The following is a 20,238-nucleotide window of genomic DNA, read 5'->3' on the forward strand; positions in this document are numbered from 1 at the left end:
GTTTATGATTAGCAGTCGCGTACGTCGAGTGCCAACCTGAGGAGGAGCGCGTGCCCACGTACCAGTACGTCTGCAACGACTGCGGTCAGCCGCTCGAGGTCGTCCAGAAGTTCTCGGACGACGCATTGACCATCTGCCCCGCCTGCGAGGGACAGCTGCGCAAGGTTTTCTCGGCTGTCGGCATCGTCTTCAAGGGCTCGGGCTTCTACCGCACCGACAACCGTTCCTCGTCCTCGACCGGCACGTCGACGACGACCCCCGCCAAGCCCGCCGAGAGCACCCCCGCCCCCGCTGCCGCCGCGACCCCCGCGCCGGCCGCCGCCTCTAGCTAGGCCGGTCCGCCTCGGCACCCAGCAGTTCGGGGCAGAGGCGGTCCAACAGGTGCTGGAGCTCCGGGTGCGGGCCCCAGTCGTCGACGATTTCCTTGAGTCCCTGCTTCGCGTGTGCGAGCAGGGTCTCGGCCACGTGGTCGCCGTAGGCGGTCAGCCTGAGCGACTCATCGTCCGTCGACCGCCTGACCAGCCCCGCCTCGATCAGCTGCTCGACGTACGGCCGGCCCTCGGCCCTGGTGACCCTGCCCCGCTCGGCCAGATCCTGGGCCCGGACCCAGCCCTCGCCGCCGAGCCTGGCGATGATCCAGACTCCCGCGGGCGGGATGCCGTCGAGCCCCGCCAGCGCGCCCAGCCTGGCGTAGTAGTCCTTGCGCAGGTCGTTGTCGGCCAGCCGGACCAGACCCCGCTCGACCTCGGCCAGCGACGACCGCTCGGCGGAGGTCGCGCCCAAGCCCTCGCCGAGGTCGACGGCCTTCACGGTCTGCCTGAGCGGCTGCTCGGGGATGAACCAGGACAGCGCGAACGCCACTGCCATGACCGGGGTCGCCACGGCGAACACCCTGGAGATCGCGTCGGCGTAGACGTGCAGGAACTCCGCCGTCAGCGCGGGCGGCAGCCGCTGGATGACGGTCGGGTCCGCCTCCACCTGCGCGGGGTCGAACCCCTCAGGCAGCCGCACCCTGGCGACGACCTTCCGCAGGTCGTCGTTGAGCCTGCCGGTGAAGACCGCGCCGAGGACGGCGACGCCGAAGGAGCCGCCGATCGAGCGGAAGAAGATGGCGCCCGAGGTGGCGGCGCCGAGGTCCTCGTAGCCGACGGCGTTCTGCACGACGATGACGAGGACCTGCATCACCATGCCGAGGCCGAGCCCCAGGACGAGCAGGTCGACGCTCATCATGAGCGTGGAGCTCTGCTCGGTCAGGCGGGAGAGCATGAACAGGCCGAGCGTGGCCACGGCCGTGCCGACGATCGGGAAGAACTTGTAGCGCCCCGTGCGCGAGACGATCTGGCCGCTCACGATCGACATGGTGAGCATGCCCGCCATCATGGGCAGCAGGTGGATGCCCGACGTGGTGGCGCTCACGCCGTACACCACCTGGATGAACAGCGGCAGGTACGTCAGCGCCCCCAGCATGCCGAACCCGACGACGAAGCCGACCAGGGACGACATGGTGAAGCTGCGCAGCGCGAACAGCCGCGGCGGCATGACCGGTTCGGCCGCCCTCCGCTCCACGACCCACCAGGCCACCAGCATGACCAGGGCCGCCGCGCCGAGCCCCCAGATCATCGGGTCGGACCACGGGTAGGTGGTGCCGCCCCAGGTCGCGAGCAGGACGAGGCACGAGGTCGCGCTGCCGAGCAGCACGATGCCCGCGTAGTCGATCGTGTGCCGGGTACGGGTGGACCTCCCCGGCAGCACAGCGACGATCACCACGAGCGCGACGGCCGCGATGGGCAGGTTGATGTAGAAGACCCAGTGCCAGGAGAGGTTGTCGACGAAGAACCCGCCGAGGAGCGGGCCGACGATGCTGGAGACGGCGAAGACGGCGCCGAAGAAGCCCTGGTACCTGCCCCGGTCGCGGGGAGGGACCACGTCGCCGACGATGGCCTGCGCGAGGACCATGAGGCCGCCTCCGCCGAGCCCCTGAAGGGAGCGGAAGGCGATGAGCTGGCCCATCGTCTGGCTGAGGCCGCAGAGCGCGGAGCCGATGAGGAAGATGACGATCGCGGTGATGAAGAGGTTCTTGCGACCGTACTGGTCACCCAGCTTGCCCCAGAGTGGGGTGGAAACGGTGGAGGCCAGCAGGTAGCCGGTGACGACCCAGGAGAGCTGCTCGAGCCCGCCGAGGTCGCTGACGATGGTGGGCAGCGCGGTGGAGACGATGGTCTGGTCGAGGGCGGCCAGGAGCATGCCGAGCATGAGCGAGACGAGGATCAGGCCGAGGCCTTTTTGCCGCTCTTGCATCGGGTCATCTCCTTGTCGCACCTTGTGAGACGAGCATACCCTTCGCGATCATTTGACTACTCTGTGGAGTCGCTTCCCGCCGGTTATCCACAGAACCGCGTTCTGCTCCTCCTGCTATCCGGCCCTTCCCGCTACTCTCTCGCCCATGGTCACTCGCGCAGACATCGGCGTCATCGGCGGGTCAGGGCTCTACTCCCTGCTCGACGACGCACAGGAAGTCGAGCTCACGACGCCCTACGGGCCGCCCAGCGACGTGGTCACGGTCGGGCGCATCGGCGCGCGATCCGTGGCCTTCCTCCCCAGGCACGGCCGCGACCACCGCCATCCCCCGCACCGCATCCCCTACCGCGCCAACCTGTGGGCGCTGCGGTCGCTCGGGGTGCGCCAGATCCTGGCCCCCAGCGCGGTCGGCTCGCTGAAGGCCGAGCACGGGCCGGGCGCCATCGTCGTCCCCGACCAACTCGTCGATCGCACCTCCGGCCGCGTGCAGACCTATTACGACGCGGCCGGCGCCGTCCACGTCTCCTTCGCCGACCCCTACTGCGCCGTGGGGCGCTCCGTCGCCGTCTCCGCGGCCCGCTCGGGCGGCTGGAACGTCGTCGACGGCGGCACCCTGGTCGTCATCGAGGGCCCGCGCTTCTCCACCCGCGCCGAGTCGCAGTGGTTCGCCCGCAACGGCTGGACGATCGTCGGCATGACCGGCTTCCCCGAGGCCGTGCTCGCCAGGGAGCTGGCCCTCTGCTACACCTCGCTGTCCCTGGTCACCGACCACGACGCGGGCATCGAGGCGGGCGAGGGCGTCACCCACGAAGAGGTCCTGCGGTTCTTCGCGGCCAACGTGACCAAGATGCGCACTCTGGTGGCCGACGCGGTCCAGGCCCTGCCCGAGGAGCGCACCTGCTCCTGCGGCTCGGCGCTCGACGGCATCAAGCTCCCCTTCGACCTGCCCTGACGTACGGCCCGGCTGGAGTCATCATGCGTGCCTGGATCCGAGCCTTCGGGCGGCGCCGCCGTCTGCTCGCCGCGGCGCTGACCGCGCTGGCGCTGGCGTGCGGGCTCACCGTCCTCCGCCCGGGTCCCGGCCCGACCACCGCGGTCCTCGTCGCGGCCAAGGACCTCAAACCCGGCCCGCTACGGCCCGGCGACCTGCGAGCCGTCCGGCTCCCCTCGTCCGCGGTGCCCGACGGCGCTCTCCACACGGGCGCGGTCGGCCGGATTCTCGCCTCTCCCCTGCGCAGGGGCGAACCCGTCACCGACGTGCGGCTGCTCGGCCCCGGCCTGCTGGCCACGCTCCCTCCCGGCACGGTCGCGACGCCGGTGCGCATCGCCGACCCCGACGCCGCGCGCCTGCTGGTCCCCGGCGACTCCGTCGGCGTGCTGGCCGCATGGGACGGCGGGCAGGCCGCGCAGACGGTGGCCGAGCGGATGCCCGTCATCACCGTTCCGCCGAGCCAGAGCGAGGCGGGCGCCCTCGTCGTGCTCGCGGCCAGCCCCGACCAGGCCAGGATGCTCGCCGCGGCCCAGGCCGGTGGTCACCTGTCGGTGACGATCAACTCACGCACACAGTAATCGATTCGCTACCATCCGTGATCATGAGCGGATTCAAGAAGTTTCTCATGCAGGGAAACGTCATCGACCTGGCCGTCGCGGTCGTCATCGGCGCGGCGTTCGGCGCCATCGTCACATCCTTCGTCGCCGACCTGCTGACCCCGCTGATCTCCGCCTTCGGCGGGCTGCCCGACTTCAGCTCGCTGACCCTCACGGTGGGCGAGGCGCAGTTCAAGTACGGCAACTTCCTCAACGCGCTGGTGTCGTTCCTGATCATCGCCGCGGTGGTGTACTTCCTGATCATCAAGCCCTACACCCACTTCAAGGAGGCGCGCGAGGAGAAGGAGGAGGCCACCCACCGCGAGTGTCCCGCGTGCCTGTCGGAGATCCCCAAGGCCGCCTCGCGCTGCAGCCACTGCTGCGTCGAGGTCGCGCCGGTCTGATTCAGCGCAGGGAGTCGATCTCCGGGTCGTACTCCCAGTGCCAGGGCTCGTACGGATTGCTGTAGGCCCAGTCGGGGTGGAACCAGCCATACTTCTTGGAGTTGGCCTCCAGCCACCGGAACTGCGGCGTCCCCGCCGTCTGCACCCCTCCACACAGATCGACGGCCATCCCGAGCCCGTGGTTGCTCCGCCCCGGCACCGCCGCGAAGCCCGGCCTGCGGTAGTAGACCGACTGCTGCTCGGCCAGCGTCCGGTAGGCGTCGGTGACGCACATCGGCTGCCCGAACTGCCGCGTGTACGCCTCGTTGAGCGAGACGAACGCGATGGCCGCGTCGGCCCGCAGCAGATGGCCGCGCTGCTGGATCGGGCAGAGGATGTTCTTCGGGATGAGGCCGTTGGGGTAGTCCTTGGTCGCGTCGATCCGCAGCGGGTTGCACGCGAAGGCGGCCCGGCCCACCCTGTCGATCTTGATGCCGAGCTTCACCAGCGCCTTGGTCAGCGACTGCACGACCTTCTCCGAGCGCTTGGTCAGCGTGCTGACCTCGACCTCAACCTGGGCCGCGGCCAGCAGGTTCGTGGCCCTCAACTCCTGCGCCTCGGCGGCCAGGCGCTGCTTGTCGGCGTAGACCTTGGCGATGGCGTCCATCTGGAGCTGCCTGGCCTGCGCCAGCGCGCTCGCGTCGCTCTGGGCGCGCAGCATCTCCTCGTTCACGTCGCCCGTCAGATACGAGAAGACGCCGTCGCCCACGGGCTGCTGGTACACCAGCTCGACCAGATCCGCGATCGGCCGCCGCATCCGCGCGAGGGCCGTCTCGGCCGCGGCCAGGTCCTTGAGCTTCCTGGTGAGCGCGTCGTTGGAGGCCTTGAGATCGCTGGTCCGCTTGTCGAGCACCTTCTGCGCGGCGGCCAGCTCGTTGGCCGCCTTCTCGGCCTCCTTCCGCAGCGCGGAGAGGCCACCCGGATCCGGCACGACCGCCCCCGCGGCCCCGTTGCCCTCGGCCGGCGTCTCCACGGTACCGACCAGCTCGTCCACGGCCGCCCCCGGATCGACGGCGTCGGCGACATCGTCCACAGGAGACGCCGCCCTCCGGACGGCTCGGACGAGCTCCTTCGCCGACACGCTCATGGGGACCGCTATGGGCTGGGTATGGGCGCTTTGGGCCGCAGTTGAGCCGGCGACCTCGGCCGAGCTCCTATTAAGCGCTTCGGCGGGCAGGCCCACGAGCATCGAGGAGATCGCCGTGACGGCCGCGATCAGACCCGCTGATCGAGGGGCTGACACGTTCGATTCCTCCGTTTGCGAACTCGTTACCTGGGTCAGGCACGCACGTTACTACAGCACTCTCAGTGCCCGGACCGAACTCCCAGGAGCCGTTATGCTCCCAACGCGCCGTTTGCGGGATTTTGTGGGCCCGGTTCCTACGCCAGCCTCCGCTGATGCTCCTGGCACATCTCCCAGAGCCAGGTCTCCGCCCACTCCCCGGGGCAGCCGACGCGCCGTACCGGCGGCCGCTCCCACCCGGGCCGCCGCTCCTCCACGTCCACCTCGGGCCTGGCCACCGGCGCCTCCGGCACCGGCACGGCCACGCGTTCCGGCACCACCTCCCGAAGCGGGGGCGCCGGAACCGGCCCCTCGTACGTGGCATCCGGATGCGGCGGCGCCGGCGCCAGCACCGGCTCGAACGCCAGCACGCCCCCTCCCCCGGCGGTTTGCGCATCGTCGCCAGGCCACGCCCTCTGGCGGGCCTGCATGACGCGCTCCCTCTCCCTGTCGACCGCCCCGTCCGGGACCTCAGCCGCCGGCGTGACCGCGTCGTACCCGGTGAGCTGCCCGGCCAGGAGCCCCCCGGCCAGGATCGCGGGCGCGAGCAACGCCACGAACAGCACCACGGGACGTCCTGCCCCTCGCCTACGCAACTGTTTACGTCGACTTCTCTTCACGGGGGCGACGTTAGCCACGGGGCTGGACGGGGGAGGTGATCGCTTGTCATGCCTTTACCGCAGCTCAGAGCAGCCATGACCGATGCCACGAAAGTCAACACCGCGCAGCGGCACATGCAGTGCCAGAACTTCGCTAGGCTTATGCGTGTCCGCCTCCGTAGCTCAGGGGATAGAGCACCGCTCTCCTAAAGCGGGTGTCGCATGTTCGAATCATGCCGGGGGCACACAGTAGATCAGCCATTACGGCAACTGACCTGCGACTTCTCAGTCGCAGGTCTTTTGCTTGCTAGGCAGCCGTGAGGCATCGGATGCCACCGCATGTCAGTGGTCGCGGGATATACGTGGGATGGATCAGGGGACGTTTTCGCAGGTCACTTGGTGATCGTGGCGCAGACGTGCGCACGATCCCGCGCTCCGGCCGTGGGAAGTCATTGGGAAGGCGGCGCCCGTCCTCGGTGTCCTAATCCTGGCCGTTCCTCGTCACTGGTCAAGGTCGTACGTCCTCGCTGCGCTCCGGGCGCTCCACCTTGACCAGCTCCTCAGCCCGGCGATTGAGCGACCGTCGAGGAGCGGGAGAGAAATGGTCAGGCGGTACAGTCGGCTTCCGGCAAGTGGCGATGTCTACGTCGAGTACCGACGACGAGCGACAACGTGCTCACCGCGTAGGCGACGGCCGCGGGAATCCACAGCCCTCCCCCACTGCCTGTGCTGATAGAGAAGTCAGGCTGACTGCCAGCGCTGACGTCCGCTGAAGAGAAGGCGCTCGGAACCTCTCCCAGGAAGAGCCCCAGGTTGACCAGGGTCAAGACGCCCAGAAGCAGAGCTGTGGCGGCGCCCAGGATTCTCCACCGCCCTGCAGCCGCAACCATGACGAGCAATGGCAGGCCACCAGTCATCGCGATATCCAAGGGCAGGAGAGATCGGGCGGCGACGCCCAGGAAAGCGGAGCTGACGGAGACCAACGGCAGGTAGGCGAGTCCCCCGTCCTCCGTCGAGGACAACAGCACCCAAGGCGCTGCCGAAGCGAGCACCGCCAGAACTGCCCACGGCCACACGCGCCGACCACTCGGCACGCGTCTTCCCTGCTTCAACACCGGCACAGCGTAAGGCGCGCGCCACACGGAACAAGCAAACGGCCCCGGCGGGAGAGCCAGGGCCGAGGTGAGGGCGAGGGCGGTTATTCGAGGGCGTCGTTGATCTTTCCGTTGATGTGGTCTTGCTGGCCGTCGATGCACTTGGCGTAGACGCGGAGCAGGACATCAACGCTGTGACCGGCGCGCTTGGCTACCTCAGGGGCCGGGACGCCCGCGTTCAGCCAGAGCGAGACCGCCGCGTGGCGCAGGTCATACGGGCGGGCAGCCAACGATGAGCTGAACTGAGCCGGTGTGAGGGCCAGCTTGCGGGCGGCCTGCCACACGTAGGAGTAGGCCGAGCTGGAGTAGGAGCCGCCAGTCTCGGTACGGAAGAGCCGACCATCCTTGGCCACGCCGTACGCCTCGATGTACTCGCGGAGAATGGCCACCAGAACCGGAGGAATCGGGATCTCTCTCGTCTCCTTGTCGGCCCGGTGTTTGAGACGACGCGACTCATGGGTTTCGCCGCTGTCCGTCCACCGCTTGGTGCCCTGGGGTCGGGCTCGCTCCAAGATGATCAGTCCCCATCCTGACTCGGGCAGAGTGCAGTTCTTCTCCCGTAGATCCGCCGCCTCCTCGGGTCGAAGTGCGGCGTAGTAGATGCAGGCGAACAAGGCCTTGAGTCGAGCGCCGCGCTTGCGCCCGACCTTGGGCACGGCGTCAAGGAGGTCCCGCGCTTGGCTCGGGTTGACGACCGTTCGCGGGTCGATCACGGTGACGGCCTTGGGCGGGGTCCACTTGATCTCATCGAGCGGGTTGCTAGTGAACGCCTTGTGTTCCACCGCTTGCTCCAGGAGGTGATGAAGGATCGCCCGCTTCCGCCGTACGGTGTTGGCCCCGGCCGCCTTGCCTGCGAGGGTGACCGAGATGGCGTCGAGGGCCAGACGCAACGTGGCCGCCTCTCCCAGTGCCGACAGGGGTAGCGAGGCCTTCTCCAGCCACCGCAACGCCGCCTCTTGGTCCCCTGTCAGCTTGGCTCGCCGGTCTTCGGGTAGCAGGGCGTGAGCTCGGAGCGCGACCCGTAGGTCTTCCAGATCAGGGCGGGCCGGTACGTCGGCCACCAAGGCGGGCAGCAGCGTGAGCAGGGCGTAGGCGTCAGTCTCGCGGGTCCGGGCCGCAGAGGTGCGCCAGCGCCGGAGGAGGTACGACTGCGCGAACTCGAAGAACGACGGACCTGAGGGCTCAGCTTGGAGCATCGATACCGGGAGGCCGGTAGCGATGTCGAAGCCTTCCCCCTTCCTGGCGGCCTCGCGGAGCGTGGAGAGGAAGCTCTCGGCAAGCGCCTTGGTCCGAAAGGTCTTGGACTTCGGCTTGTGCCCGACCTTCCATCGGGCCTCATAGGACGGCGTCTTGCTGGAGGTGTTCCGGCGAACCTCCCAGAAGCGCACGTCATAGGTGATGTTCATGCGCGCTCCTTCCGAGTGTCGAGCCAGGTCAGCAGGTCACGCCGCCAGATGCGGAGCTCATCGTTGGGGAGGCGTACGCAGGCCGGAGCGCGGCCGAGCTCACGCCAGCGGTAGAAGGTGCGGCGGGAGACTCCGCCGAGCTCGTCGAGGACCTGGGCGACCGTCAGCAGCTCGTCACGGTGACTCATCGGGCACCACCGCCCGCTACCGGAGGGCGGGTCCCGGTGAGAGCAGCGGCGAGGAGCTGATCACCGACGGAGTGACCCTTGCCTGCGTAGGTCCATTCGCTGATCACGAGGACGGTGTCCTCGTCGAAGAGCGGGAGGCGTCCGGTGGTGATCTCGTGGTCGCGGGCATGGTCTTCACGGGCAGCGCGGAGCGCGCCGAGGGTGGTGGAGTAGCGGCGGGATCGGGTGGAGAAGTGGCCGCGGAAGCCGAGCATGTGCGCCCACTGAGTGAGCCGGAGGTCGGCCAGGTCCTCGATCGCGCCGAGGCGTAGGCATTCGGCGATCAGGCGTTTGGCGTGGTCGCGGAGGTTGAAGGCGTCGAGGTTGTCGAGCGGGTTGATGCGGCGGTCGAGGGTGCCGACACACTCAGCCGCCTTGGTTGCGTACTTGGCGATGTAGCCGGCGACTGCTTGTTCGGTGAGGTCGCCGTCCAGGGTTATGGGGCGGATGTCGAGCTGGGCGCCCCACTTGAACAGGCGGGCGGGCTGGTCGTCGATGGCGGGGATCAGGACGCTGACGACTCGGGCGGCGTGCCGTACGGCTCGCTCCAGGGCGTCGGCTGTGGCCCAGGCGGGAGGCGCTGCCGCAGGCCCGCCGGGGCCGTCGAGGCGGATGACGGCGTGGAAGTGGACGACGCCGCGGCGCTGGTATTCGGCGACCTTGGCGAAGGAGAGCGTCAGGTGGTGGCGAAGCTCGCGCAGGGCCAGGCCGCCGAGTTTGGCGAGGTGGCGGCGGAGGGAGTCGGCGAAGCGCTTCCACAGCAGTGGGGCCAGGGCGTTGAACAGGACCGAGCCGGTGTAGTCGTAGCAGTCAGGGCAGAGCGGTTCGCCGAGGCGGGGATCGTCCTTGTGGTGCTTCTCCGTGCAGGACATGACCTTGCCGTGCGGGCAGGTCTTGGCGTCGCGGCGAGGGTGGCAGGGCAGGGTCTTGCCGTTCTTCTCCCTGCGGACGTGGACCGCGCCGAAGGAGGGGGCGGTCAGGGTGACGAAGAGCGTGGGATGGGTGGTGACGGTCTCGGGGACGCCTTTGCCGCCGATGAGGCCCGCCCGGATGAGGTGGTAGGTGTCGGTGCGGTAGGTCTCCGCGCAGGCAGGGCAGCGGGAGGCGCGACGGGTCTTGCACGGCAGGCGCAGGAGGCCGTCAGGCTCTCGGCGGGTGGTGTAGCGGTGCAGGAGTTGGCCGGTGGCCGGGTCCCAGTGTTCGACCTTGCCGCGGAGGTGGATCGGCTGCCGGCAGCCGCCCGTTGCGCGGACTTGTGCGGCCCACCGGTGGTAGTCGGGGGCGTTGAGTCGGGTGATCATGCCCGTGATGGCGTGCGGATCTGAGTGCTTTGCAGGCAAGATGGAGTCCTCCTTTCGCTCGTTCGGGTGAAGGGATGGCCCCCGACCTGGCGTGTGTCTTGGCGGATGTACGGCCAGGCCGGGGGTGCTGCGCTATGCGCCGTGGTTGTCGATGCCGGTGCCGTCGCAGTCCACACAGCGGTCGCTGATGGTGTCGAGGCCGGTCCCGTTGCAGGTGCAGCAGCAGTAGTGAGTCATGCGATCACCTCCTTTCGCGGGGTGTGGTGCTCACGTAGACCCGCCAGTGCTGCGGGCGGGCGCGGTCGGGGTAGGCACGGGAAACGCCGGCCACGGTGAAGTTGAGGCGCAGGCGGAACAGGGCGTCGACGATTTCGGCCCGCGTGCCGTCGAGGCGAATTCGCATGGGCGGGTTCTCCTATTCGGGCTGTACGCAACCGCGGTAGCTGGTCTCGGCGGCGTACCGGGAGCGGGCGTCGGACAGGATGGCGACAGCCTTGTACTCGACGGGGCCGAAGCGGATCGACGTCGCGTAGTGGCCGTGCGGAATCTTCTCTTCATCGATCACTGTGCCGAGGTGGGTGGCGATCTGGTCGATCGCAGCGCAGAGGTCGTTGTCGTCGTCGCTGCTCGGGAAGTTATGGACGGTCGTATGGCTCGGGGTTGGAAGGCTCGGGTTGGTCTCCAGGAAGGCGGCCAGGTCGCGCAGGCCGGTGATGAGGTCGGTTCGGTCGGTCATCGAGTTCTCCCTTCTGGTTAGGCGGTGCGGAGGGTGTGGAGCAGGTCGGAGGCGAGTTGGTTGGAGACGCCCAGGTGGGAGCGCAGGGCATCGCGGGTGATGGGCTTGCCATGCTTGGCGTGGTGCTCCTCGGCGACACGGCGGGCGTAGTCGAGCAGGGCCGGAGCGGGGGCGTTCTCTCGCTCGTCCTGCGGTTCGTCCTCGGTCTTCAAGACGGAGACAGCTACCGGGGACGGCTCAGGACGAGGTCCGGCCGCGCGGCGCTCCAGCATGGAGACGGCGACGAGGAATGCGCCCGCTGGGGTGGCGGCGGTGATCCAGCCCCACACGGTTGGTTCGGCTTGGGCGAGGTTGGCGGCCAGGGACAGGACGATGCCGCCCGCTAGGACGAGGATGGGCCAGGAGATCCGGCCCTGTCGCACGCGGCCCGTCTTCTTGTCGCGTTGGCGTTCGCGGGCGGCCATGACGCAGGTGAGGTCGATGCAGACCGCTACCGCCCAGGACATCCAGCCGGTTTGGCCGTGGTCGGCGGCGGTGTCGCGGATGTGGGTGAACGATCCGGCACCCGCGATGACGGCCAGGACGAGGACCGGGCCGGTGTCGGCCAGCCAGCAGGCGAAGCGTCGCATCGTTCCACCCCCTTTCAGGCGTTGATGGGCTGAGGTACGTGGGCGGTGATCTCGTCCCAGGGCGGGGTGAGGTGGGCGTGGGTACGGGCGGCGTGTTCGGCGGTCTGCTCGCTGACGTAGAAGGAGCGGGCGCGGTACCACTGGCCATCGGAGGAGGCCACGATGGCGACGCCGGGTGTCTCGGCGGCGATGGTTCGGGCGGAGGCCAGCGCAGCAGGGTCGAGATCGCCGAGGGTCATGGCGGTCTCGGGGTCGTTGACCCGGTGACAGATGCGTCCAGAGCATTGGGCGCGCAGTGCGGTGACTCCGGGACCAAGGTCGGAGCCGATCCGCTGGCCGCAGCAGAACAGGTAGATGCCGAAGGCCCGTCCGAGTTGGGCCACTCGCAGGAGGGCCGTCGAGGTCTTGGCGATCTCGTCTTTCTCGCTCTTGTCCGCCATCAGGTAGAGCTCTGCCAGCTCGTCGACCAGGACCACGACGGGGACCGGGCGGATGGCCGGTGGGAGTTGCCAGATGTTGCGGGCGGCGGCCTGGCGGCATAGCCCCATCCGGTCGATCATGAGGCCGACCAGGTCGCTCAGCAGGTCGACGGATTCGGCGCGGGACGTTGCCAGGGCTGACAGCCGAGCAGCGTAGGGAGTGAACTCGACGCCGCCTTTGAGGTCGAAGCCGACCAGCGCTACCGGTTGCGGGGCCAGGCCGACGATGAGGGCGTTGGCGAGGTTGGACTTGCCGGACTGGGTCGCGCCCGCGTTGAGCCAGTGCGGGACGGTGCGGAAGTCGACCACCCACGGCTTGCCGGTCTCCAGGCGTCCCACGGTGACCTTGAGCAGGTCGGGCGAGGGCGGGAGTTGGTCGACCTTGACGAGTGGGTCACGCATGGTGGCGGCCAGCCGTACCCGGCCCGGCTTGTCGGAGGAGACGCGCACCGCGTGCACGCCCCAGGAGTGCGCGAGGCGTTCGGCGGCCTCGGCGTAGTCGTCGGGGATCTGGCCTTCCAGGGTCCACAGGGTGACGCGCCAGCCGTACCGGGTGGGCAGCGGGAGCCACATGAACGGTTTGGTGTCGACGGCGACCCGCTGGAAGCGGCGACGGACCTTGACCAGGCCGGTCGAGGCGACCGCGCCGGGGGTGAGGGTGAACCACCAGCGTTGCCGCTTCTTGGTGAGCCCGCAGCCGAGGGCGACGCGCCGCCAGGACGCTCGGACGCTGATCGCTGTGAGCGGGAATCCGAGGGCCAGCCAGAACGACGGGTAGTGGTAACGACGCCAAGCCCACAGCCCGACCACCAAGGCGACCAGGACTGTGAGCAGGGCGAGCGGCTCAGACATCGGCGCCCTCCCGAGCTGGGAGCAGAGCCGAGGCGCGGTAGGCGATGCCCCACCGTCCGGCGATCTCCCAGACGTAGCCGAGCAGGCCGACCGCGTTGACCTGGTCACCGGTCTTGATGGGCGGCTCTCCGGTGATGCCGATCTTCACGAGTTCGATGCGGCCGAATTCGTCCTCGATCGAGACGGTGACTTCGTAGACGGTGTTGCCGTTCTTGTCGGTTTTGATCTCGCCGGTGTCGCGGTTGAGGACGCGTGGGCGCGGGGCCTTCACGCAGGTGATGGCGAGCTTGCTGACATCCACAGGGATGGGGATCGAGCGCATAGGGTCTGACCTCCTTATTCTTCCTATCCAACATAGTTAACCTAGTTGGCTCAGTTGTCAATGTTGGCGTGGATGACTTGGTGTGGTGAGATTGGAGCGATGGTCAAGCACACCGGGCGGCCCGGCTACCTCCAGATCGCCGACGACCTGCGCTCGCAGATCTGCGGCGGCTCCCTCGCGCCCGGCAGCCCGTTGCCCTCCACGGCCCGGCTCGCCGCGCAATACGACGCGTCGCTGTCGGTGGTGAAGATGGCCGTCGGCATCCTGCGCAACGAGGGCCTGGTGATCGGCCAGCAGGGCAAGGGCGTCTTCGTCCGCGATGTCGACGAGGCCCCCGCCGAAGACCTCGCCGGCGAGGTCGCCGAGCTGCGCTCCGCCGTCCAAGAGCTGTCGGTACGGCTGGCGCGGGTCGAGGAGCAGCTGGCTACGTCCACTGAACGCCCCGCGTAGCCATCCGGGCGCGGGCGTTCGCGCTCATCGCCCTGTCGTCGAGGTGGATGCGCACCACGATTGTCACGAAGCCGACCAGGATGGCGAGGCCGAGCAGTCCGGCGACGATGAGCGAGATCATGACCAGATCACCCCAGCCTTGAAGCTCTTGCGCTGACCACGCGGAGGCCGTGGAGTCTCGCCGCGGCGCTTGTTCTTGGCCGTCTGCTTCTTGATCCAGCGGTCGCGCGCCAGGCACTTGAGGCATCGGCTCCGGGTCTCGTCCAGCTGCGCGCCGCACTCGCACGCGGGGGCGGGGTAGATCTCCTCTGTCATGTGATCACCTCTCCTTTCGGTCGCCGTTCCTGCTTGCAGACCGAGAATGCGACGGAGGGTGAGGACGAGATCACTACACGACGGGACATGTTCAAGACGTCCGGCTTACGATGTCGGAGTCCCTGGACGTCCCCCCGAAGAGGTGAGATGGCCAACGAGAGGTTGCGCGCGGCCCTGTTGCAGCGCGGTGTGACCGTCATCGAGCTCGCGACGGCGATCGAAGTGGACCCCAAGACGGTCGAGCGATGGATCACGCAGGGGCGTCCGCCGTACAGAAGACACCGTTTTGCAGCGGCTTCGTACCTCGGAACGGATGAGACCTACCTCTGGCCGGAGGCGCTGACGCGCGATCAGGTGGCCTCAGCGTCGGAGAGCGAGATTGTCAACGTCTACCCGCATCGCTGGGCAGTGCCGAGGGACGCTTGGGGACGTCTGTTCGCCGAGGCGTCCGAGGAGATCGGCGTCCTGGTCTACAGCGGGTTCTTTCTCGCGGATGACACTGGCATGGTGCGCATGCTCGGAGACAAGGCCGACACGGGCGTTCGCGTGCGCATCCTGCTGGGCGACCCTGACTGCGCGGCGGTCGCGCAACGGGGAGCAGACGAGGAGATCGGTGACGGCCTGGCCTCCAAAATCCGCAACGTCTTCGTGTTGTACCGGCCCCTGCGAGGGCGGGAGAACGTGGAGATCCGGCTCCACCGCACCGTGCTCTACAACTCCATCTACCGCGCCGACAATCAGCTCCTCGTCAACGCCCACGTGTACGGCACGCCGGCGGGCAACGCCCCCGTCTTCCACCTCCGCAAGGTCCACGGCGGCGACATGGTGACGACCTACATCGAGAGCTTCGAGCGAGTGTGGGCGGAGGCCGCACCGATAGAGTCGTGACCATGGCGAAGCGGATCGACTTCTACGACGACCCGAACGCCCCCGCGCCCAACAGCCTCGTCCCGTCCGTCAACGTCATCGTCACCAACGACGCTGGGGAACTGCTAATGATCCGGCGCAGCGACAACGACAACTGGGCGGTGCCCGGTGGCGCGATCGACCTGGGCGAGTCGATCCCGGCGGCAGCCGTACGGGAAACGCTGGAGGAGACGGGCATCGTCTGTGAGATCACCGGCCTGGTCGGTACCTACAGCGACCCCCGTCACGTGATCCTCTACACCTCGAACGGCGAGGCCCGGCAGGAGTTCTCCCTCGTTCTGACAGCGCGGGCGGTGAGCGGGAAGCCGACACCGAGCGACGAGTCCCGCGAGGTTCGTTGGGTACCCCGCGATGAGGTCGCCTCGTTGACGATGGACCGGTCGATGAGGATGCGGATCGAGCACTACCTCTCTGGGACGCCATCTCCGTACATCGGGTGAGTTCTGTCCAAGAAGCGTCGCCGCTGCGGCAACCACTGATCGATCGTGTCGGTCATGCAGCTATCAGCGAAGGCGCACCACTCGTCCATGTACAGCTTCTGCTCGGCAGGGTTCGCCGTACGCATTGATGATCTCTCCCACAGGCCGCCAGGAACGAGAAACCGAGCGGCGTGATCAGTGCCCCGTCGTTCGTCAAGATGGAGGAGGGCGCCTATCGCGTCGTCCTGGTCGTAATGACAATCCAGCCGAGGCAGGTAGCGGTCCAAGTAGGCGGTGAGAAGTGTGGCGTCGCGATCCTCGCCGAAGCGGGCGAGCGCGAAGCAGTACCCCTGCCCCGAATACACCAGTTCGCTGTCCAGGAGCATCTTGCCAAGTCGCTCTCGGAATTGGGTGCGCCGATCCAGGCCGATCAGCCACGCGGCGGTCAGCCGCGCTCGCCACTCGCTCTCCAGCAACAGCTCAAGGTCATCATCGGTGATCCGCCGTGCGTCTTTGGCCAAGGAGCGGGCGAACCAGACGAGGTCAGGCTCTGGCAGCATCATGAACCCGCCGCCCAAAAGCTTCAGGTACCGCCGAACTTCGCCCTTCCCTGAGCTGACGTAGCGTCGGACGACGGCTATCAGCTTGAGGTCGGGCGGGATCGGTAGCCGCATGAGGTCATCATGCCGGGGTCGTCCGGCCCGGTGCATCCCTCGTTTTCGCCGCAAGCGCGGCCTTCGTCGCCTTTACAGCGGCCAGGATGCACGGCGTCGATGCGGTGATCGAACGGGAGACTAGATGCTCGGGGCCATAGCGTGAGTGGATCTCGGCGAGGCGTTCGGTGACGTCGAGATGTCGACCGTCCGGGCCAGTGGTCATGTCGCAGTAGGTCAGCGCTTCCACCAGTTCGGGACGCTCCTCGTCGAACTCCGCAGTGAGCGCATCTAGCAGGTTCCTGTTGAGTGCTTCGTTGACCGCGCAGGAGTGGTGGGCGACCAAGCGGCAGAGCGTGTCGTCGGCCTGGTGAACATCGCGGAGGTAACGCGCGCCGTCGAGAGGGTGGAAGCCAGTGTCGACGAGGTCGGGGGCGTACCCGATGTCGTGCAGGTAGGCGGCCGCGGTGAGCGTGTCGGCCTCGTCGCCGAGGATCGGGCCCAGCGACAATGCGCGGGCAGCTACCCCTTGGGTATGCGCCCAGCGTCGCGGCAGCGTCGTCTTCAGAAGGTGTCGGGCCAGGTCATGGGCCCATTCGGCTTGTCCCACGCTGTTCACGATAGCCAGCGGGCACCAGGGGCGGACTAGAGGCACAAGTGAGACGTCCTGGGACGTCTCACCCGCGCACGTAGCGGCCCTTGCCGTGCTCGGCGACGACCAGGCCCTCGTTCTCCAGTACGGCGAGCGCTTGCCGGACGGTGTTGCGCGAAGCCTGGTAACGACCCCTGAGGGCGAGTTCGCTTGGTAGCGCGGTCCCTGGGGGTAGGTGGCCCTGCTGGATCTGGCGGCGCAGGTCATCCGCGATCACCTGGTAGCGGTAGAGGGCGGCGTGGTCTGCACCGGTGACCACTCGCCCCTTGGCCGGGACGGTTACGATCAGCCCTTCACCCTCCAGGAGGGCCAGGCCGCGGCGGGCGGTGTTCCTGGCGACGCCGAACTCCTCGCACAACTCGGCTTCCGAGGGGAGCGCGGCGCCCGGAGGGTAGGTGCCGGCCGCGATCCGTTCGCGGAGTCTGTCGGCGAGTTGGGTGTAGACCCGCCAGCCGGTGAGCCATTGGCGCTCCTCAGGCATGGCGTCAGGAACGGTAGGCATCGGCGATCTTGCTGAGGTCCATGCCGAGTTCCCCTTGCTCGCCCTCCTGCCAGCCATCCCGCGCGGCCTGTTCGATCCGGTCGACGGCGGCGGGCAGGCGCAGGAACGTGACGCGTTCGTCTTGCTGGTCGCCCCAGTAGAACCAGCAGAACGGCAGGTGGACGAAGACACGACGGGGACGGCATCGAGCGTCGGTGACGTCCAAGCCGGGGCGGCCGTCTGCGGTGACGACCAGGACAGCGGGGATGTCGCGGGCGGTCAGCTCTTCGCGCAGGGCGGTCAGCAGACGCTGCTGGTAGGCGCGCCGGTGTTCCAGGGTGCTGTTCATGGCAGGGGCGGTCCCTTCGAGGTCACGGTTGGTGAATCGAGAGTCGCCGTTAGCAAGGAACCTCTACACCACGAATCGGGGACGTCTAGGGACGTCTTGTGTTACGTTCGCGATCAGGACCGGTCTCCCCCGGAGGTGCGCCGTATGAACGACAACCTTCGCCACGCCCTCATCAACGCCCGCCTGCAGGCCGCTGACGTGGCCGCACGCCTCGCGGTTGATCCCAAGACCGTTAACCGCTGGCTCAAAGGGCGGCTTCCCTACCCGCGGCATCGGTGGGCCGTCGCCGATCTCCTCCGTGTCGATGAGGCCGACCTGTGGCCTGAGGCCGCCCAGCAGCAGCGCTTGATCTCGGATGAGGTACAGGCCGTCTATCCCCATCGTTGGGCAGTACCGCAGAGCGTGTGGCGGCGCCTGTTCGAGGAGGCAGAACGGGAGATCGACATCCTGACCTACAGCGGGCTCTTCCTCATCGAGGACGCCGGGATCCTCAACCTCATAGCCGAGCGCGCCTGCGCAGGCGTAAGAGTCCGGATGCTGCTCGGCGACCCGGACTGCCCCGAGGTAGCCACGCGGGGCCAGGACGAGACCATCGGGCCCGACGTGATGGCGGCGCGGATCAAGAACTCGCTCGCCCTCTGCTCGTCTCTCGACCGGGTCGACCAGGCGGAGATCAGGCTCCACCGCACGACCCTCTACAACTCGATCTATCGCGCCGATGATCGCCTTCTCGTCAACATCCACGCCTACGGCACCCCAGCCGCACACGCCCCCGTGATCGATCTGAGAGCCATCGAGAGCGAAGGAGCCGCGGAGGTCTACCTGAGTAGCTTCGAACGCGTCTGGAGCAGTGCGGAGCCGCACCAGAGGCGATCCTGAAGAACTGAGTCCTTTCCAACCTGGCGGCGCTGGTCAGCGGAGGGACAGGAGACCGGGTTGAGATGAGATGCAGCCCGGTAAGACAGCAGTCGACCGAGATCCGATTTGTGGCTCATGCCGTACAGGGCCAGGACGTACGGTCCGTTGCCGGCCTCGTGAGTGCACGACCTGCGATCGGACTTCCCACACCTAGGCCGGCGGGGCGAGCCGCGCCACCTGGTCACGGACGGGGTCACCGAGGTCGGCCTGGAGCAGCCCGTTGTCGATTCCGGGAGTGCAGCCCACGGAGATCCGGACATCCGCGGGCGGTCCGTCCGGATAGCCGAACAGGAGCCGGAACTCGCGGTCATCCGCGCCTGTTCCCCCCTGGCACATGTGCTCACTCGGCCAGGTGTCCAGGGAGCTCAGCGTTGCGGCCAGGTCGTGGGCGACCTGCCTGCCGTGCTCCAGTCGAGGGGGTTTCCCGGTGTACGAGGTGGCCTGGCCGCACACCACGACCGAGACGACCCCCTCGGGCACCATCTGCTCGTTCTGGCCCCGACGGCCGGCGAGGCGGCCCCTGCAGGGGTCGTCGGACCGGGCGGGCTTCCAGGTTCCCGCCCGATAGGCGGCAGTGATGCTCGGCCCGACGTACGAACGGCTGCCGGCCGTGCCGTTCGTGGTCGTCACGCAGGAGTTGACCTCCTCGGCGCTGCCCACCCACAGCGCCCGGCCGTCGGGGTAGGCGAACCGGATGAGGTAGTTCGTCATCGGCCCTCCCATCTGCGTGCACAGACCACCGCGAGGGGTGGCGGTCACCGGAAGGTACGCGAGGTCACGGGCCATCACCCTCGCCTGGTCCGTCAGGGTCCTGGTTCCGCCCAGCCGTTCGCCACCTGGGCGGGCATTGGTTCCGGGGTAGGCGCAGATCAGCGCCTGGACCGGCGCGCCGGGCACGAGTGACTCGCCGACCCCGTCGACGTCGGCGGCGGCGGGAACCCAGCCGCCGATGCCGTCGCCGCCCCACTGCTGCGGGCACGTGGCCGGTACCGGCGGTGACCCGCTCGCCGACTGCGAGATCAGCATGACCCCCGCACCAACGACGACCACGGCCAGGGCGACGCCGATCCAACGGACGAGCTTCATGACACTGAGACGTCAATTCCGATTGATCGGTTCAATCGGGCCCGCACCTATAGCCGTCCGGGACCGGCGAGGCGTTAGTTGATGGAGCTTGTTCCGCTCTGCGCTTCCGCAGCTCAGAAGGACCGCCCTGGGATCCGGTCATATCTGGAGCGCCTACGGAGCGTCCGGTCATGACCTTGCGAGTCGCGATCAGGCCGGCACCGCGAGACGCACTAAACCACCCGTCAGTCCGGATGAAAGCTCACTGCAGGACACGATTCCAGGGACGACGATGCCAGGGACGAGTGAAAGCAACTTATCTACACGTGATCAAGGCCGCCCACCTGCGGCGGTCGGCAGCGCGTGAGGCGGTCTGCTGGCCGCGCTGCGGCTCTTCGGCCGGTCGCGGCCAGCACCGCCCACGCGCTATGTAGTCGCAGCGGGCAACTGTCGGTCGAAGCACATTTCGACGTGTGCTTGAGGGGGCCGGTGATGGTTGTCCTGTCCGACCGAGCTTACAAAGTGGTTGAGGCCGTGACGATCGCCGACTTCGGCACCTAACGTACATGGTCCGGGCGATCGGCTGCCGCGGACCGACTTCGTCGGCCCTTGCCACTGAGTCCGAGGGCTGATGCCCGCTGTACAGCAGGCTCATACGGCTACCGAGTTTGACCCTGTTCTCCCTGCGTGAGAC

Annotated in this window: 27 protein-coding genes and 1 tRNA gene; 9 read left to right on the forward strand and 19 right to left on the reverse strand. The window is 68.0% G+C overall.

The window, feature by feature from the left end; translation table 11 throughout:
- Positions 1–50 precede the first annotated feature (50 nt).
- The gene (locus H4W81_RS31360) at positions 51–332 is read left to right on the forward strand and encodes an FmdB family zinc ribbon protein (RefSeq protein ID WP_192778115.1); all 282 of its coding nucleotides are present in this window, start codon (positions 51–53) and stop codon (positions 330–332) included.
- Here H4W81_RS31360 and H4W81_RS31365 read toward each other — a convergent pair.
- Complete coding sequence (locus tag H4W81_RS31365) at positions 325–2,298, reverse strand: MFS transporter (RefSeq protein WP_192778116.1); 1,974 nt, start codon at positions 2,296–2,298, stop codon at positions 325–327. The genes H4W81_RS31360 and H4W81_RS31365 overlap by 8 nt on opposite strands.
- Positions 2,299–2,443: 145 nt before the next feature.
- Between H4W81_RS31365 and H4W81_RS31370 the strand changes: the two genes are divergently transcribed.
- From H4W81_RS31370 to mscL, 3 genes are read left to right on the forward strand one after another with little or no spacing between them, the layout of a single operon-like run.
- Entirely contained in the window at positions 2,444–3,250 is an 807-nt protein-coding gene (locus tag H4W81_RS31370) for an S-methyl-5'-thioadenosine phosphorylase (protein WP_192778117.1), read from the forward strand.
- Between the two features lie 23 nt (positions 3,251–3,273).
- The gene (gene cpaB / locus H4W81_RS31375; protein WP_192778118.1) at positions 3,274–3,867 is read left to right on the forward strand and encodes a Flp pilus assembly protein CpaB; all 594 of its coding nucleotides are present in this window, start codon (positions 3,274–3,276) and stop codon (positions 3,865–3,867) included.
- Positions 3,868–3,890: 23 nt separating this feature from the next.
- Positions 3,891–4,289, forward strand: coding sequence for a large conductance mechanosensitive channel protein MscL (gene mscL, locus H4W81_RS31380; RefSeq protein WP_192778119.1), 399 nt, complete (start codon positions 3,891–3,893; stop codon positions 4,287–4,289).
- A gap of 1 nt (position 4,290) precedes the next feature.
- Here mscL and H4W81_RS31385 read toward each other — a convergent pair whose 3' ends face one another.
- Together H4W81_RS31385 and H4W81_RS31390 are read right to left on the reverse strand one after the other, a co-directional pair.
- A complete protein-coding gene (locus tag H4W81_RS31385) occupies positions 4,291–5,415 on the reverse strand; it encodes a D-alanyl-D-alanine carboxypeptidase family protein (protein WP_192778120.1) in 1,125 nt (374 codons plus the stop codon).
- Positions 5,416–5,708: 293 nt separating this feature from the next.
- Entirely contained in the window at positions 5,709–6,179 is a 471-nt protein-coding gene (locus H4W81_RS31390) for a hypothetical protein (protein ID WP_192778121.1), read from the reverse strand.
- A 202-nt stretch (positions 6,180–6,381) separates the two neighbouring features.
- Between H4W81_RS31390 and H4W81_RS31395 the strand changes: the two genes are divergently transcribed.
- Positions 6,382–6,454 (forward strand) — tRNA-Arg (locus H4W81_RS31395).
- Positions 6,455–6,814: 360 nt separating this feature from the next.
- Here the strand turns inward: H4W81_RS31395 and H4W81_RS31400 are convergent.
- The 9 genes from H4W81_RS31400 to H4W81_RS31440 all read right to left on the reverse strand — a co-directional run bounded on the left by H4W81_RS31400 (position 6,815) and on the right by H4W81_RS31440 (position 13,315).
- Complete coding sequence (locus tag H4W81_RS31400) at positions 6,815–7,324, reverse strand: hypothetical protein (RefSeq protein WP_192778122.1); 510 nt, start codon at positions 7,322–7,324, stop codon at positions 6,815–6,817.
- An 83-nt stretch (positions 7,325–7,407) separates the two neighbouring features.
- Positions 7,408–8,769, reverse strand: a complete 1,362-nt coding sequence (locus H4W81_RS31405) for a tyrosine-type recombinase/integrase (protein ID WP_192778123.1) — start codon at positions 8,767–8,769, stop codon at positions 7,408–7,410.
- Positions 8,766–8,957 carry a helix-turn-helix transcriptional regulator gene (locus H4W81_RS31410; RefSeq protein WP_192778124.1) on the reverse strand — a complete coding sequence of 64 codons (192 nt, stop codon included), beginning with the start codon at positions 8,955–8,957 and terminating at the stop codon, positions 8,766–8,768. Before H4W81_RS31410 ends, H4W81_RS31405 begins: the two co-directional genes overlap by 4 nt.
- Positions 8,954–10,297, reverse strand: a complete 1,344-nt coding sequence (locus tag H4W81_RS31415; RefSeq protein ID WP_192778125.1) for a replication initiator — start codon at positions 10,295–10,297, stop codon at positions 8,954–8,956. Before H4W81_RS31415 ends, H4W81_RS31410 begins: the two co-directional genes overlap by 4 nt.
- Before the next feature lie 241 nt (positions 10,298–10,538).
- Positions 10,539–10,700, reverse strand: a complete 162-nt coding sequence (locus H4W81_RS31420; RefSeq protein WP_192778126.1) for a DUF3970 family protein — start codon at positions 10,698–10,700, stop codon at positions 10,539–10,541.
- Positions 10,701–10,712: 12 nt separating this feature from the next.
- Positions 10,713–11,033: a hypothetical protein gene (locus tag H4W81_RS31425; RefSeq protein WP_192778127.1), complete on the reverse strand. Its 321-nt coding sequence runs from the start codon at positions 11,031–11,033 to the stop codon at positions 10,713–10,715.
- Between the two features lie 17 nt (positions 11,034–11,050).
- On the reverse strand, positions 11,051–11,662 hold the full coding sequence (locus tag H4W81_RS31430) for a DUF2637 domain-containing protein (RefSeq protein ID WP_192778128.1): 612 nt from the start codon (positions 11,660–11,662) through the stop codon (positions 11,051–11,053).
- A gap of 14 nt (positions 11,663–11,676) precedes the next feature.
- Positions 11,677–12,993 carry an FtsK/SpoIIIE domain-containing protein gene (locus H4W81_RS31435; RefSeq protein WP_192778129.1) on the reverse strand — a complete coding sequence of 439 codons (1,317 nt, stop codon included), beginning with the start codon at positions 12,991–12,993 and terminating at the stop codon, positions 11,677–11,679.
- Complete coding sequence (locus tag H4W81_RS31440) at positions 12,986–13,315, reverse strand: SCO3933 family regulatory protein (RefSeq protein ID WP_192778130.1); 330 nt, start codon at positions 13,313–13,315, stop codon at positions 12,986–12,988. Before H4W81_RS31440 ends, H4W81_RS31435 begins: the two co-directional genes overlap by 8 nt.
- Before the next feature lie 99 nt (positions 13,316–13,414).
- On the opposite strand from H4W81_RS31440, the gene H4W81_RS31445 reads away from it, so the two are divergent.
- On the forward strand, positions 13,415–13,765 hold the full coding sequence (locus H4W81_RS31445; RefSeq protein ID WP_192778131.1) for a GntR family transcriptional regulator: 351 nt from the start codon (positions 13,415–13,417) through the stop codon (positions 13,763–13,765).
- On the opposite strand, the gene H4W81_RS31450 is transcribed toward H4W81_RS31445, so the two are convergent.
- Together H4W81_RS31450 and H4W81_RS31455 are read right to left on the reverse strand one after the other, a co-directional pair.
- Entirely contained in the window at positions 13,740–13,886 is a 147-nt protein-coding gene (locus H4W81_RS31450; RefSeq protein WP_192778132.1) for a hypothetical protein, read from the reverse strand. The genes H4W81_RS31445 and H4W81_RS31450 overlap by 26 nt on opposite strands.
- Positions 13,883–14,080 (reverse strand): hypothetical protein, encoded by a 198-nt coding sequence (locus H4W81_RS31455; protein ID WP_192778133.1) that lies wholly within the window; start codon positions 14,078–14,080, stop codon positions 13,883–13,885. Before H4W81_RS31455 ends, H4W81_RS31450 begins: the two co-directional genes overlap by 4 nt.
- A 147-nt stretch (positions 14,081–14,227) precedes the next feature.
- Between H4W81_RS31455 and H4W81_RS31460 the strand changes: the two genes are divergently transcribed.
- Complete coding sequence (locus tag H4W81_RS31460) at positions 14,228–14,968, forward strand: helix-turn-helix domain-containing protein (RefSeq protein WP_192778134.1); 741 nt, start codon at positions 14,228–14,230, stop codon at positions 14,966–14,968.
- A 2-nt stretch (positions 14,969–14,970) separates the two neighbouring features.
- Entirely contained in the window at positions 14,971–15,447 is a 477-nt protein-coding gene (locus H4W81_RS31465) for an NUDIX hydrolase (protein WP_192778135.1), read from the forward strand.
- Here the strand turns inward: H4W81_RS31465 and H4W81_RS31470 are convergent.
- The 4 genes from H4W81_RS31470 to H4W81_RS31485 all read right to left on the reverse strand — a co-directional run bounded on the left by H4W81_RS31470 (position 15,411) and on the right by H4W81_RS31485 (position 17,561).
- Positions 15,411–16,100 carry a DUF6000 family protein gene (locus H4W81_RS31470; RefSeq protein WP_192778136.1) on the reverse strand — a complete coding sequence of 230 codons (690 nt, stop codon included), beginning with the start codon at positions 16,098–16,100 and terminating at the stop codon, positions 15,411–15,413. The genes H4W81_RS31465 and H4W81_RS31470 overlap by 37 nt on opposite strands.
- Positions 16,101–16,107: 7 nt before the next feature.
- Positions 16,108–16,689, reverse strand: coding sequence for an HD domain-containing protein (locus H4W81_RS31475; RefSeq protein WP_318782076.1), 582 nt, complete (start codon positions 16,687–16,689; stop codon positions 16,108–16,110).
- Between the two features lie 67 nt (positions 16,690–16,756).
- The gene (locus H4W81_RS31480) at positions 16,757–17,212 is read right to left on the reverse strand and encodes a GntR family transcriptional regulator (protein WP_192781157.1); all 456 of its coding nucleotides are present in this window, start codon (positions 17,210–17,212) and stop codon (positions 16,757–16,759) included.
- A 4-nt stretch (positions 17,213–17,216) separates the two neighbouring features.
- A complete protein-coding gene (locus H4W81_RS31485; protein ID WP_192778137.1) occupies positions 17,217–17,561 on the reverse strand; it encodes a flagellar biosynthesis anti-sigma factor FlgM in 345 nt (114 codons plus the stop codon).
- 144 nt (positions 17,562–17,705) lie between these two features.
- Here H4W81_RS31485 and H4W81_RS31490 point away from each other — a divergent pair, with 144 nt between their 5' ends.
- The gene (locus tag H4W81_RS31490) at positions 17,706–18,440 is read left to right on the forward strand and encodes a phospholipase D-like domain-containing protein (protein ID WP_192778138.1); all 735 of its coding nucleotides are present in this window, start codon (positions 17,706–17,708) and stop codon (positions 18,438–18,440) included.
- A 189-nt stretch (positions 18,441–18,629) separates the two neighbouring features.
- Here H4W81_RS31490 and H4W81_RS31495 read toward each other — a convergent pair whose 3' ends face one another.
- A complete protein-coding gene (locus H4W81_RS31495; protein ID WP_192778139.1) occupies positions 18,630–19,565 on the reverse strand; it encodes a hypothetical protein in 936 nt (311 codons plus the stop codon).
- Between the last annotated feature and the right edge of the window lie 673 nt (positions 19,566–20,238).

Source organism: Nonomuraea africana, from assembly GCF_014873535.1.
In the GTDB taxonomy this organism is placed as follows: domain Bacteria; phylum Actinomycetota; class Actinomycetes; order Streptosporangiales; family Streptosporangiaceae; genus Nonomuraea; species Nonomuraea africana.

Excerpts from the sequence above, each read along its gene's own strand:
- H4W81_RS31365 (WP_192778116.1), bottom strand. The coding sequence starts at position 2,298 with ATGCAAGAGCGGCAAAAAGGCCTCGGCCTGATCCTCGTCTCGCTCATG.
- H4W81_RS31370 (WP_192778117.1), top strand. The coding sequence starts at position 2,444 with ATGGTCACTCGCGCAGACATCGGCGTCATCGGCGGGTCAGGGCTCTAC.
- cpaB (WP_192778118.1), top strand. The coding sequence starts at position 3,274 with ATGCGTGCCTGGATCCGAGCCTTCGGGCGGCGCCGCCGTCTGCTCGCC.
- mscL (WP_192778119.1), top strand. The coding sequence starts at position 3,891 with ATGAGCGGATTCAAGAAGTTTCTCATGCAGGGAAACGTCATCGACCTG.
- H4W81_RS31385 (WP_192778120.1), bottom strand. The coding sequence starts at position 5,415 with ATGAGCGTGTCGGCGAAGGAGCTCGTCCGAGCCGTCCGGAGGGCGGCG.
- H4W81_RS31405 (WP_192778123.1), bottom strand. The coding sequence starts at position 8,769 with ATGAACATCACCTATGACGTGCGCTTCTGGGAGGTTCGCCGGAACACC.
- H4W81_RS31410 (WP_192778124.1), bottom strand. The coding sequence starts at position 8,957 with ATGAGTCACCGTGACGAGCTGCTGACGGTCGCCCAGGTCCTCGACGAG.
- H4W81_RS31415 (WP_192778125.1), bottom strand. The coding sequence starts at position 10,297 with ATGATCACCCGACTCAACGCCCCCGACTACCACCGGTGGGCCGCACAA.
- H4W81_RS31420 (WP_192778126.1), bottom strand. The coding sequence starts at position 10,700 with ATGCGAATTCGCCTCGACGGCACGCGGGCCGAAATCGTCGACGCCCTG.
- H4W81_RS31425 (WP_192778127.1), bottom strand. The coding sequence starts at position 11,033 with ATGACCGACCGAACCGACCTCATCACCGGCCTGCGCGACCTGGCCGCC.
- H4W81_RS31430 (WP_192778128.1), bottom strand. The coding sequence starts at position 11,662 with ATGCGACGCTTCGCCTGCTGGCTGGCCGACACCGGCCCGGTCCTCGTC.
- H4W81_RS31435 (WP_192778129.1), bottom strand. The coding sequence starts at position 12,993 with ATGTCTGAGCCGCTCGCCCTGCTCACAGTCCTGGTCGCCTTGGTGGTC.
- H4W81_RS31440 (WP_192778130.1), bottom strand. The coding sequence starts at position 13,315 with ATGCGCTCGATCCCCATCCCTGTGGATGTCAGCAAGCTCGCCATCACC.
- H4W81_RS31445 (WP_192778131.1), top strand. The coding sequence starts at position 13,415 with ATGGTCAAGCACACCGGGCGGCCCGGCTACCTCCAGATCGCCGACGAC.
- H4W81_RS31450 (WP_192778132.1), bottom strand. The coding sequence starts at position 13,886 with ATGATCTCGCTCATCGTCGCCGGACTGCTCGGCCTCGCCATCCTGGTC.
- H4W81_RS31455 (WP_192778133.1), bottom strand. The coding sequence starts at position 14,080 with ATGACAGAGGAGATCTACCCCGCCCCCGCGTGCGAGTGCGGCGCGCAG.
- H4W81_RS31460 (WP_192778134.1), top strand. The coding sequence starts at position 14,228 with ATGGCCAACGAGAGGTTGCGCGCGGCCCTGTTGCAGCGCGGTGTGACC.
- H4W81_RS31465 (WP_192778135.1), top strand. The coding sequence starts at position 14,971 with ATGGCGAAGCGGATCGACTTCTACGACGACCCGAACGCCCCCGCGCCC.
- H4W81_RS31470 (WP_192778136.1), bottom strand. The coding sequence starts at position 16,100 with ATGCGGCTACCGATCCCGCCCGACCTCAAGCTGATAGCCGTCGTCCGA.
- H4W81_RS31480 (WP_192781157.1), bottom strand. The coding sequence starts at position 17,212 with ATGCCTGAGGAGCGCCAATGGCTCACCGGCTGGCGGGTCTACACCCAA.
- H4W81_RS31485 (WP_192778137.1), bottom strand. The coding sequence starts at position 17,561 with ATGAACAGCACCCTGGAACACCGGCGCGCCTACCAGCAGCGTCTGCTG.
- H4W81_RS31490 (WP_192778138.1), top strand. The coding sequence starts at position 17,706 with ATGAACGACAACCTTCGCCACGCCCTCATCAACGCCCGCCTGCAGGCC.
- H4W81_RS31495 (WP_192778139.1), bottom strand. The coding sequence starts at position 19,565 with ATGAAGCTCGTCCGTTGGATCGGCGTCGCCCTGGCCGTGGTCGTCGTT.